The organism is Flavobacterium mesophilum (genome assembly GCF_039581405.1).
Classification (GTDB): Bacteria; Bacteroidota; Bacteroidia; order Flavobacteriales; family Flavobacteriaceae; genus Flavobacterium.
Genome location: NZ_JBCPXZ010000006.1, coordinates 224,711 through 236,931, shown reverse-complemented (window position 1 = coordinate 236,931; position 12,221 = coordinate 224,711). Strand labels below are relative to the sequence as shown.

Annotated in this window: 12 protein-coding genes; 4 read left to right on the top strand and 8 right to left on the bottom strand. The window is 34.7% G+C overall.

The window, feature by feature from the left end:
• Positions 1-67: 67 nt before the first annotated feature.
• The gene (locus AAYQ19_RS18710) at positions 68-1,075 is read left to right on the top strand and encodes an NAD-dependent epimerase/dehydratase family protein (RefSeq protein WP_343538399.1); all 1,008 of its coding nucleotides are present in this window, start codon (positions 68-70) and stop codon (positions 1,073-1,075) included.
• Here AAYQ19_RS18710 and AAYQ19_RS18705 read toward each other — a convergent pair.
• The 3 genes from AAYQ19_RS18705 to AAYQ19_RS18695 are packed head-to-tail and all read right to left on the bottom strand — an operon-like array spanning position 1,069 to position 3,625.
• Positions 1,069-1,539: a DUF4296 domain-containing protein gene (locus AAYQ19_RS18705; RefSeq protein WP_343538398.1), complete on the bottom strand. Its 471-nt coding sequence runs from the start codon at positions 1,537-1,539 to the stop codon at positions 1,069-1,071. The genes AAYQ19_RS18710 and AAYQ19_RS18705 overlap by 7 nt on opposite strands.
• Before the next feature lie 9 nt (positions 1,540-1,548).
• Positions 1,549-2,889 carry a dihydroorotase gene (locus AAYQ19_RS18700; RefSeq protein WP_343538396.1) on the bottom strand — a complete coding sequence of 447 codons (1,341 nt, stop codon included), beginning with the start codon at positions 2,887-2,889 and terminating at the stop codon, positions 1,549-1,551.
• A gap of 10 nt (positions 2,890-2,899) precedes the next feature.
• A complete protein-coding gene (locus AAYQ19_RS18695; protein WP_343538395.1) occupies positions 2,900-3,625 on the bottom strand; it encodes a polyprenol monophosphomannose synthase in 726 nt (241 codons plus the stop codon).
• Positions 3,626-3,732: 107 nt separating this feature from the next.
• On the opposite strand from AAYQ19_RS18695, the gene AAYQ19_RS18690 reads away from it, so the two are divergent.
• The 3 genes from AAYQ19_RS18690 to AAYQ19_RS18680 all read left to right on the top strand — a co-directional run bounded on the left by AAYQ19_RS18690 (position 3,733) and on the right by AAYQ19_RS18680 (position 5,831).
• Complete coding sequence (locus AAYQ19_RS18690; protein WP_343538394.1) at positions 3,733-4,422, top strand: DUF4271 domain-containing protein; 690 nt, start codon at positions 3,733-3,735, stop codon at positions 4,420-4,422.
• 14 nt (positions 4,423-4,436) lie between these two features.
• A complete protein-coding gene (locus tag AAYQ19_RS18685) occupies positions 4,437-5,186 on the top strand; it encodes a uroporphyrinogen-III synthase (protein WP_343538393.1) in 750 nt (249 codons plus the stop codon).
• Between the two features lie 174 nt (positions 5,187-5,360).
• Positions 5,361-5,831, top strand: coding sequence for an Lrp/AsnC family transcriptional regulator (locus tag AAYQ19_RS18680; protein WP_026728380.1), 471 nt, complete (start codon positions 5,361-5,363; stop codon positions 5,829-5,831).
• Positions 5,832-6,240: 409 nt separating this feature from the next.
• Here the strand turns inward: AAYQ19_RS18680 and AAYQ19_RS18675 are convergent, their stop codons facing one another.
• The 5 genes from AAYQ19_RS18675 to leuS all read right to left on the bottom strand — a co-directional run bounded on the left by AAYQ19_RS18675 (position 6,241) and on the right by leuS (position 12,188).
• Positions 6,241-6,927, bottom strand: coding sequence for a zinc metallopeptidase (locus AAYQ19_RS18675; RefSeq protein WP_343538495.1), 687 nt, complete (start codon positions 6,925-6,927; stop codon positions 6,241-6,243).
• 128 nt (positions 6,928-7,055) lie between these two features.
• Positions 7,056-7,649: a hypothetical protein gene (locus tag AAYQ19_RS18670; protein WP_343538391.1), complete on the bottom strand. Its 594-nt coding sequence runs from the start codon at positions 7,647-7,649 to the stop codon at positions 7,056-7,058.
• Positions 7,636-8,109, bottom strand: a complete 474-nt coding sequence (locus tag AAYQ19_RS18665; protein ID WP_320569014.1) for an RNA polymerase sigma factor — start codon at positions 8,107-8,109, stop codon at positions 7,636-7,638. Before AAYQ19_RS18665 ends, AAYQ19_RS18670 begins: the two co-directional genes overlap by 14 nt.
• Positions 8,110-8,114: 5 nt before the next feature.
• On the bottom strand, positions 8,115-8,960 hold the full coding sequence (locus AAYQ19_RS18660) for an alpha/beta fold hydrolase (protein ID WP_343538388.1): 846 nt from the start codon (positions 8,958-8,960) through the stop codon (positions 8,115-8,117).
• A 363-nt stretch (positions 8,961-9,323) separates the two neighbouring features.
• Entirely contained in the window at positions 9,324-12,188 is a 2,865-nt protein-coding gene (gene leuS / locus AAYQ19_RS18655; protein WP_343538387.1) for a leucine--tRNA ligase, read from the bottom strand.
• Positions 12,189-12,221: the final 33 nt, after the last annotated feature.

Genomic DNA, 12,221 nt, shown 5'->3' with positions numbered 1-12,221 from the left:
ATAAAACCTTTTCAACTTTGCACCTCTCTAACTTTGCACCTTTCAACCAAAAACTTATCTTTACAAAATGGTATTAGTAACTGGAGGTACAGGTTTAGTAGGTTCACATTTATTGCTTCATTTAATTGAAAATGGAGAAAAGGTTCGGGCTATCTACCGAAACCAAAATGGCATTCAAAAAACAAAATCGGTTTTTGAGCTTTATAAAAAAGGCGATTTATTTGAAAAAATAGAATGGCTTGAAGCCGATATTTTAGATGTTCCTTCACTCGAAATTGCTTTTAACAACATCGATTATGTCTACCATTGTGCTGCATTAATTTCATTTGATCCCAAAGATGAAGATGCGCTTCGAAAGACCAATATTGAAGGAACTGCCAATATGGTTAATTTTTCGATTGCGCGAGAAATAAAAAAATTCTGCTTTGTAAGCTCAATTGCCGCTTTAGGAGATTTAGCTTCACACGAAACCTATATCACTGAAGAAACTGATTGGAATCCTGAAAAACCGCACAGCGATTATGCTATTTCGAAATATGGTGCCGAAATGGAAGTTTGGCGCGCTGTTCAAGAAGGTTTGGATATCGTAATTGTAAATCCGGGTGTAATTCTGGGACCAATTCCGAAAACGAAAGAACGGCAACAAGGAAGCGCCGAATTGTACACAAAAGTCGCTAACGGATTATCATTTTACACACTCGGAAGTACTGGCTTTATTTCTGTTGATGATGTTGTAAAAACAGCATTTCAATTAATGAAAAGCGACATTAAAAACGAGCGCTTCACTTTGATAACAGAAAATGTCGTTTTTAAAGATATTCTCGACACCATTGCAACAGTTTTGAAAGTGAAAAAACCATACATTCACGCAAAACCATTTCTGATGAATTTCCTATGGATGGCCGATTCTGTTTTTGCGACGCTCTTTTTCCAAAAAAGACGCCTAACGCGAGCAACAGCAAAATCTTCTTATACCAAAGATTTATATTCTAATGAAAAAATAAAAACCGCTCTAGGAACGGTTTTTCAGGATGTACATGAGTACATTATAAATATTTCAAAATTTAATTATTGATCTAAAAGTTTCTCTCTTCCTCGCGGATTAACGTTTGCTGGATTCTCTGGACTTTTTATAGAATCTTTTGGTTTTTCAGACGCTTTCTTTTTAGCTTCTTTCGCCGCTTTTTTCTCCTCAATTTTAAGAATCGAATCTGTTGCTCGTTGTTTTACTTGCAATCGTTTCCCTAACTCATCATATAAATCTTTATACGTTTCATAATCGGAAGCGTAGTAAATATTGCTTTGAGCAAACTGCAGACTATCGACTTTGTATTTCTTGAAAATAAATTTCTTAGGATCTGATTCAACAGAATCTAAAGACAACGGATTTTGATATTTCATTGCCTCTAAAAGAGACAAATCGTACATAATATCAATCATTTTTCCTCTTTCAATAAGTCCTTTTGGCTCTTTTACAATCTCTTTTTTACAACTTACAGAAAGAAACAAAACCAATACTATAAATACAAAATTCTTCATTTCAGTTTTTTATCTATCAAACAACAATCTTTTTCCGGCGCGCACATCTTTTACTTTGAAATTGTTGTAAACCATTTCTCCGTTTACAAAAGTATGCGTGATTCTCGATTTGAATGCCATATTTTCAAAAGGAGACCATCCACATTTATACAAAATGTTATCAGAATTTACACTCCAAGGCAGGCTCGGATTGACAATTACCAAATCGGCGTAATAACCTTCTTTAATAAATCCTCTTTTTTCGATTTTGAAAATTTTAGCTGGATTATGGCACATTTTCTCCACAATTTTCTCCACACTAATTTTTCCTTGATGATGCGCTTCGAACATTGCTACAACAGCATGTTGCACAAGCGGACCTCCTGAAGGCGCTTTCAAATATGACTGCTGTTTTTCTTCTTTGGTATGAGGTGCATGATCTGTTGCAATAACATCTATGCGTCCATCATTTAAAGCTTTCCAAAGTTCAGCACGATCTTCAGCCGTTTTTACTGCAGGATTCCATTTGATGAAATTCCCTTTTGTTTTGTAATCTTCATCCGTAAACCAAAGGTGATGCACACAAACCTCAGCAGTAATTTTTTTCTCTTCTAACGGAATTTTGTTCGTAAACAATTCCATTTCTTTTGCAGTTGAAAGATGAAAAATATGAAGTCTTGCTCCAGTTTTTTTAGCCAAAGCCACAGCTTTTGAAGATGAAATATAACAAGCCTCGGCACTTCTGATCAAGTTGTGCGCTGTGACCGGAATATCTTCCCCATATTGTTCTTTAAAAGCTGCAAGATTATTTTGAATTGTAGTTTCATCTTCGCAGTGAACCGCGATCAACATTGGCGTACTTGAAAAAATCCTTTCTAAAGTCGCTTCGTTATCCACCAACATATTTCCAGTTGATGAACCAAGGAAAATCTTAATTCCAGCAACATTCTTTGGATTCGTTTTTAAAACTTCTTCCAAATTATCGTTAGTTGCTCCCATCATAAACGAATAATTCGCAAATGATTTTTGAGACGCAATCTGATATTTATCTTCTAAAATTTCTTGTGTAACCGCATTCGGAACTGTGTTTGGCTGTTCTATAAAAGAGGTAATTCCTCCCGCAACAGCCGCTCTAGATTCAGATTCGATATCGCCTTTGTGTGTCAATCCTGGTTCTCTAAAATGGACTTGATCGTCAATCGCACCTGGAATCAAATAATTGCCTTCTGCATCGATCACTTTGCAATCAGAAGTTTTTAGGCTGATGCTGTCTGAAACCTCAACAATTAAATCATTTTCGATTAGCACATCGCCTTCAAAAATTGATCCTTCGTTTACAATTTTAGCATTTTTGATTAAAATCCTGTTCATCGCCTTTTTTTTATAATGTATTGAATAATTTTTTTAATCGAAGAGAAATCACTCCAAGAATAGCTTCTTTAATAATGGCATTGCTCATTTTAGAAACTCCTTTTGTTCGGTCCGTGAAAATAATCGGCACTTCAGTAATCTCAAATTTACCACAATAAGTTCGATATTTCATCTCAATTTGAAAAGCATATCCAACAAATTTGATTTTGTTCAGATTTATCTTCTCTAAAACCTGTCTTTTATAACAAACAAAACCTGCAGTAGCATCGTGAATTTTCATTCCGGTGATAAACTTAACATATACCGAAGCAAAATACGACATTAAAACACGGCTCAAAGGCCAGTTTACAACATTTACGCCTTTTACATAACGAGATCCAATTGCTAAGTCAGCACCTCCAAAATGGCAAGCATCGTACAATTTTTCAAGATCATTTGGGTTATGCGAAAAATCGGCATCCATTTCAAAAATAAAATCATATTCACGCTCCAATGCCCATTTAAAACCATGCACGTATGCAGTTCCTAAACCTGATTTTTTTGCTCTTTTTTCCAAAAACAATCTTTCAGGAAATTCTTCCTGCAAAGCAATTACTTTATTCGCGGTATGATCTGGAGAATTATCATCAATAATTAAAAGATGAAAAGACTTATGTTGCGAAAGAACAGCTCTTACTATACTTTCTACGTTCTCAATTTCGTTATAAGTAGGAATTATGACAATACTATCACTCATTTTTTTCTCGGTAATTTCACCGCAAAAGTAAACTTTTTATAGCATTTGCTTCATAATAAATACATAATAAAAGTATTGATATAAAAAATTACTAATTTTGTGACACTATGATTGAACACCTTCATCCTCGAATTATTGAAAACAAAGACTGGGCAACTGCCTTATTTGTCCTAACCTTTGCTGTTGTTGCCATTACAAAATCAGCTTATGAGACTCGATTTTCGGAATTCAGCAAGCTAATTTTTTCTGATAAATATGCCAAAATCTATCGTGATAACAGCCACATGAAAAGCAGTTTCACTGTTGGATTATTTTTTGTACAAGTGATCTCGTTTGCTTTTTTTATCCAGCTGGCAATGCATATTTTTTCACAAAATTCAAAAGCCTCAGAAGTTGTATTAAAAACCGACTGGATTTTATTTATTCAGATTGCCACATTTTTGCTTTACTTCATTTTGGCAAAATATTTAATCGAGAAAATTGTTGCAACTTCTTTCAATATTGAAGAATTTGTCGATCTTTTTAACTTACAAAAAGTCACTTACAGAACTTATATAGGCGTTTTATTGCTTCCGATCAATGCTGTTTTATTTTATTATGACAATATCCCAACGATTGTTCCCTTAGCAATCATAGGTATTTCGCTGTGTATTAGTCTGTACTCCTATTTTATTTCAATTAAAACGTATCAAAATGCAATAATCAGTAAGTTATTTTATTTTATTTTATATCTTTGCGCTCTTGAAATAGCCCCTTATTATTTTCTTTATTATTGGTTAACAAAAGGGAGTGCTTAGAAAATGTTTATAATATGAAAGTGAAAACAATTTTGGTGTCACAGCCTGAACCTAAAGTGGAGAATTCTCCTTACTTTGAGCTCCAACAAAAACACAAAATAAAAATTGATTTCAGACCATTTATTCATGTGGAAGGGGTTAGCGCAAAAGAGATTCGATTACAAAAAATCGATCTTAATCATTACACTGCGATCATTTTAACAAGTCGAAATGCTGTAGATCATTTTTTTAGAGTGGCTGATGAAATGCGTTACAAAGTTCCAGAAGGATTGAAATATTTTTGTCAATCTGAAGCTGTAGCATTTTATCTTCAAAAGTATGTTGTATACAGAAAACGTAAAATTTACGTTGGGGCAAAAGATTTTGCAGACTTGTCTCCGCTAATCAAAAAGTACAAAGACGAGAAGTTTTTGCTTCCTGCATCTGACCAATTAAACGCTGATGCACCTGTTACATTAAACAATCTAAAAGTAGATTGGGCACAAGCTATTTTTTACAGAACTGTAATGAGCGACTTGTCTGATTTAGCAGATGTTTACTATGATGTTTTAGCATTTTTTAGTCCAACAGGAATTAAATCTTTGTTTAAAAACTTCCCTGATTTTAAACAAAACAATACCAGAATCGCTGTATTTGGAAGCACAACGCAAAAGGAAGCTCTAGATCACGGATTAAGAATCGATATTCTTGCTCCAACGCCTGAAACGCCTTCTATGACAATGGCTTTAGAAAAATATATAGCCGAAGCAAACAAAGCGAAATAAATCGACAAACCGAAAAATATTTAAATTCCAAATTCCAACTTAATCACTTGGGATTTGGAATTTTTCTTTTATAACAATTCCTCAATTTTGGAATTTTCTTTTCTTCAGCAATTTAACTACATTTGATTTCTATTCTAAACCCAAATCACAAAAAATAGTTTCAAATTTTAAGTTATGAAAATTAATTCCCTCTTAATTGAAATTGACGGTATCGACAAAGAAATCCTTCGTTACTTAATGGACGATGCCCGAAAACCCATATTACAAATTGCCAACAAAATTGGAATTTCTGGCGCTGCGATTCATCAGCGATTAAAAAAACTTGAGCAATCTGGCGTTATTTCAGGATCAAAATTTACCGTAAATCCAAAAGTTTTAGGCTATAACACCATGGCTTTTATTGGAGTTTATCTTGACAAAGCTTCGCGAAACTCCGAAGCCGTAAAAGAATTGAGAAAAATCCCCGAAGTTTTAGAATGTCATTACACTACCGGAAACTGGTCGGTTTTGATTAAAATCATTTGCCGCGACAACGAACATTTAATGTCCCTTTTAAACAATAAAATCCAAGCAATTGAAGGAGTTTCAAGAACGGAGACTTTTATCTCACTGGATCAGCAAATTGACAGACAAATTCAACTTTAATTAGAAAATTGTGTCAATTTGAAAATTAGACAATTTAACAGATGATAAATCTTCGAACTGAATACAAAACTTTACTATTCTACGGCATCTATTTTACTATTGCCTTCATCTTTGATAAAATAGACCGAGGCGGGCCGTGCACAGCAGGAATGGGTGGGGTATTATTTTTACTTTCAATTCCCATAAGCCTGATTTACGCTCTTGTATTAATTTACAAACTATATAAATTCGGAGACAAAGAGTTTCAAAATAGTATTTTTATTTTAACCGGAATATGGATCTTACTATTTGTCATTTTAAAATATTAAGATACCGATATTATAAAACGAAAAACCCGACAGGTTTTAAAAACCTGTCGGGTTTGCTATAAATTATCTAATTGACTAATTATCTCAATTGTCACATTAAATTAGTTTCTCCTGTTTCCCGAATAAATCGAGATATAGTACAACAGCGTTGCAATTGATCCAATCGCCGCAACTACATAAGTTCTTGCAGCCCATTTTAAAGCATCTTTTGCTCCAGCTTGTTCTTGTTGCGTTAACATATGTTTATTTTCAAGCCAGGCCAAAGCTCTGTTGCTCGCATCATATTCAACCGGCAATGTAATAATCGAAAATAAAGTTGTTGCAGCAAAAAGTATAATTCCGACTAACAATAACTGCGGAAAAGCCTTAATCATCAAGATTCCAGCAAGCAAAATCCATTGCATGAAATTTGACGCAACATTTACAATCGGAACCAACTTTGAACGCATTGTTAGCCATTCATATCCAACAGAATGCTGTACCGCATGTCCACATTCGTGCGCCGCAACCGCAGCGGCTGCCGCATTTCGATGATTGTAAACCGCTTCACTTAAATTTACTGTTTTGTCTGACGGATTATAATGATCAGTCAATTGTCCTGGAGTCGAAATAACACGAACATCAGTTATCCCGTTATCAGCCAACATTTTTTCAGCAATTTCTTTACCGCTCATTCCATTTTGCAATTGTAATCTTGAATATAATTCGAATTTACTTTTCAGTTTTGAACTTACCATCCAGCTAAAAAGCATTATAGCTCCGGCAAGTAATAAATATCCACCTCCCATATTTGTATTTTTTTGATTGATTTTTAAAGTTACAAAATCAATCACAATTTCTGAACCATTTTAACAAAATGACATTTTGACATTTTTTGGCACAAAAAAAGCTTTACAATACTGCAAAGCTTTCCGATTTATGATTCTAATTGATGATTTACTTCTTCAAACTTTTCAATCAGGCTGTTTATTTTTGATTGCTGTTTTTTGATTTGTTTTGGACGAACATAGAACCAATTGAACAAAATCCACAGCAAAGTGATTCCGTATGTCAAACTCGCCCCTAGAATAGTCATTCTGCTTGCGTACTCATACATATAAAGACAGATTCCAGCGGTCAACATCAAAAAGTACAAACTCATCATATTCGTTTGTAAAAATTGCTGTTTCTTTTGAATTGAAACCAATTTTTGAAGATATTCATGATTGTCTTGCGTTGCATCAATATCTTTATAATTTCCAAACAATTTATTGGATGCAAAAAGATAAATAACCATTCCAAGCACAACCAAAACGATTCCTATTTTAGTTGAAATAAATTGTGGCTGATAATAAATCCAAATAAAAATGATGAAAGCACTAGTCGCCAAAAGCATAATATTTGTTTTCCATAAACTACGCAACGAAGCTTTTTTAAATTGGCCTACACGCTGAAGCAAATCCTCCATATCAGGCTGATTCACGGATTGTTTTTTCCATAAATCTTTGAAGTCTATATTATTGTTTTCCATTTTCTTTAAATTTTTGAGTCAGTTTTTCTTTTATCCTGTGAATTTTCACTCTTACATTTGCTTCTGAAAGACCAACAATTTTAGCAATTTCAGCTTGCTTTACTTCTTCTAATTCCAGCGAAATTATAATACGATCGGTTTCGGGCAATTCGGCGATGCATTTATATAAAAACTGAATCTGCGGTTCGATCGATTGTTGCTTTTCTTCAGAAAGATGAATCGGCAATTCTGATTTCGGGAAACGCTTTTGCTTTTCAATCTGTCTCAAACAATTATTAGAGGCAATTCTAAAAATCCAAGTTCCAATAGCCGACTCGTTTCTAAATGTATCCAACTTTTGCCAGACAATTATAAAAGTTTCCTGAGCTAAATCCTGTGCAATGTCATAGTCATTGACAAAACCCATACAAAGTCTGAATATTCGATCCCAATACGTTTTGTAAATCTGTTCAAATTCCATTCTAACTATTTTAAAAAAGTGCTTAATTGCCCTATATACCAAGCTGTATCATCATACATAATAAAATGCAAACCCTTTGTAGCATATTGAAAATTAGCAGCCTTTAAATTCTTATACTGACCTTCGATAGCCGGTTTTAAATTTATAAAATAAGATTCTAATAAAATTAGTGCCGGACATTTAATCTGTGAGATTTTTTCTCTTAAATCAGTATTCGAAAAATCACAGAACATTTGTCCAAAAGTTGCTCTATCTGATTTTACGCTCCAATCTACAACCATGTCCATTTTCGAAGCATCGGCTAAAAGTCTTGGCATTGTTTTCTTTTGCATATCCAAAAATTGAGCATCTGTCATTGACGTTAATTGAGTCACAGCTGCAGAACAATCATTATTTTCTTTTGATTTAAAAGAAGGATCACTCAAAGCCGCCAAACACGGAATTGCATCGACAACTACAATTTTCCCAACCAAATCTGGATAATCAGCAGCGATTGCAAGTGCTAATCCACCGCCCATACTATGACCAATTAAGATTGGTTTTTCAATTTTATTTTCTTTAATGAAGTTAGCTATTCCAGTTTTCCAATTTTCAAACGAAGCATTTGGTTGCGGTTTTACTCCAGCAAAACCTGCCATTGTGAGCGTATAACAAGTGAAATCTTTTTCGAATGCAGTTTTGGTTTCATTCCAAACATCACCAGAAGAGGCGAAACCAGGAATAAATAGTATAGATTGTTTCCCTTTTCCAGTTTTTAAAACTTCAAACGGATATTGTTTTGTTTGTGCAAAAACATTTAGACATAATGCTGAGAATAAGAATGCGATAATTAAGATGATATACTTTTTCATTTTTAATAGTTTTAAGTTGTTACTGTTAATTTAATCGGATCCGTGCTTTTGATACGGCAACTATTAAAATGTTACAACCTTTTTTTAAAATTTTAATGAAAAAATTCCAAATCCCAATGTTTTCGGGGTATTTTTAACCGCAAAGTGCGCAAAGATTTACGCTAAGAACGCAAAGTTTTTTGCTCGCAAAGGCGCAAGTGCGCAAAGTTAGTCATTGCGAGGAACGAAGCAACCACACTACAATATACGACGTGAGATTGTTTCGATCCTCGCAATGACGTAAAATAAGCTGATTGCTAAAAACAAAAAATCCCAAACTCCAACAATTGGAATTTGGGATTTTCATATTTGGAATTTATTTGGTTATCCAACCAAATTGATAATTTTTCCAGGAACAATAATCACTTTATTTGGCGTTCTTCCGTCTAAGTGTTTTTGAGTTCTTTCATCTTTCATTACGATTTCTTCGATTTGTGCTGCCGTTAAATCCAAAGGCAATTCAATTGTAAAACGCATTTTTCCGTTGAAAGAAACTGGATATTCTTTATTGGTTTCAACCAAATGTTTTTCTTCAAAAATTGGGAATGCAACATCAGAAATTGAAGTTGTGTGTCCTAATTGTGACCATAATTCCTCAGCAATATGTGGCGCGTAAGGCGAAACCAAAATTGCTAATGGCTCTAAAATCGCTCTTGAATGACAATTTTGAGAAGACAATTCGTTTACACAAATCATAAATTGAGAAACCGAAGTATTGAAAGAGAAATTCTCGATATCATCAGCTACTTTTTTGATTGTTTTATGCAACGATTTCAAGTTGTCTTTTGTTGGTTCGTCGTTGTTTACGATTAACCCATTGTCATCAAAATACAATCTCCATAATTTTTTAAGGAAACCAAAAACTCCTGAAATACCAGCAGTATTCCATGGTTTAGCTTGCTCTAAAGGCCCTAAGAACATTTCGTATAAACGCAATGTATCAGCTCCATATTCCGCGCAAATATCATCTGGCGTAACCACATTGTATTTCGATTTTGACATTTTCTCAACCTCGCGGCCTACAATGTATTTTCCGCTATCGTCTAAGATGAATTCTGCTCCAGCGTAATCTTCTCTCCAAGCTTTGAATTTTTCAACATCTAATTCATCCGAAGAATTTACCATTGAAACATCAGCATGAATTGGTTGTACTTTTTGATCTCCAATTTTATTTTTAGAAACAAAACTATTCGTTCCTTCGATTCTATAAACAAAAGCACTAGTTCCCAAAATCATTCCCTGATTAATCAGTTTTTTGAATGGTTCTTCGGTTGGAGCAAAACCTTTGTCTTTTAAGAATTTGTTCCAAAAACGAGAATACAATAAATGCCCAGTCGCGTGTTCGCTTCCACCAATGTATAAATCTACACTTTCCCAGTAAGCCAAAGCTTCTTTGCTAGCAAATTCATTTTCATTATGCGCATCCATATAACGCATCCAGTACCATGAACTTCCCGCCCAACCTGGCATGGTGTTTAGTTCCAAAGGAAAAACAGCAACATTGTCAACTAAATCTGTATTGACAACTTTATTTTGTTTGGTATCCCAAGCCCAAACTGCAGCGTTTCCTAATGGTGGCAATCCGTCTTCAGTTGGTAAATATTTCTCAACTTCTGGCAAAATAATTGGTAAATGTTGAGAGTCGATCATTTTTGGAAGTCCATTCACATAATAAACCGGGAATGGTTCACCCCAATAACGCTGACGAGAGAAAACCGCATCACGCAAACGGTAATTTGTTTTTCCGCTACCTTGACCAATTTTCTCCAAAGCCGTAATTACAGCCTGAGTTCCTTCTTTATAATTTAATCCGTTTACGAAATCAGAATTTGCGATTTCAACGTTGTCTTTTGATCCGTAAGCCGCTTCAGAAATATCCACATTTGCGAAGATATTTTTGATTTCCTGCATTCCGTTTTGACCTTTAAAGAAATTAGCAAAAGCATAATCTCTTTCGTCTCCGCAAGGGACTGCCATAACTGCTCCTGTTCCGTAACCTGCCAAAACATAATCCCCAATCCAAACCGGAATAGGTTCTTTTGTGAATGGATGTTCTGCATAAGCTCCTGTAAATACACCCGAAATGGTTTTTACGTCGGCCATACGCTCGCGCTCAGAACGTTTAGAGGTTTTTTCGATATACGCTTCAACTTCTGCTTTTTGCTCTGGAGTTGTAATTTTAGCAACCAAATCATGCTCTGGCGCCAAAGTCATAAATGTTACTCCAAAAATAGTATCAGGTCTTGTCGTAAATACATCAATTACTTCATCGTGATTTTTCACTTTAAAAGTAACCATCGCCCCAACTGATTTTCCAATCCAGTTTCTTTGCGATTCTTTGATTGATTCGCTCCAATCAATATCATTTAAACCTTGAAGCAAACGCTCTGCATAAGCAGAAATTCGCATGCTCCATTGTGTCATTTTTTTACGAACAACTGGAAATCCTCCACGCTCAGAAACTCCGTTTACGATTTCGTCATTTGCCAAAACAGTTCCTAAGCCGGGACACCAGTTCACTTCTGTCTCAGCCAAATAAGTCAATCTGTATTGTAAAAGGATTTTTTCTTTTTGTTCTTTAGAATACGATTTCCATTGCTCCGCTGTGAAAATTTCTACATTATCATCGCAAACCGCTTCTACTAAAGCATTTCCTTCCTCTTCAAAAACTTTTACAAGTTCTGAAATATCAAATGCTTTTCCTTCTTTTCTGCAATACCACGAATTGAATAATTGGATAAAAATCCATTGCGTATGTTTGTAATAATCAGGATTTGATGTACGTACTTCACGTGCCCAGTCAAATGAAAATCCGATTTTATCTAATTGTTTTCTGTAACCAGCAATTTGTTTTCCTTCTTTATCAACGCCACCGTCAATGTTTACAAGAGTGGTATCTTCTGGACGCTGACCTGTTTGAATTGCATATTGTTCTGCTGGTAATCCGAAACTATCGTATCCCATTGGATGCAAAACATTGAATCCTTGATGTCTTTTAAAACGAGAATAAACATCTGAAGCAATATAACCCAGCGGATGCCCAACGTGCAGTCCTGCTCCTGACGGATAAGGAAACATGTCTAAAACATAATGCTTCGGTTTTTCAGAATTGTTTTTGGCAGCAAAAGTTTGATTTTCTGCCCAATACTTCTGCCATTTGGCGTCTATTTCGTTTGGATTGTATTTCATTTTTAAAGGTTCAAAGTTGCAAAGTGACAAAGG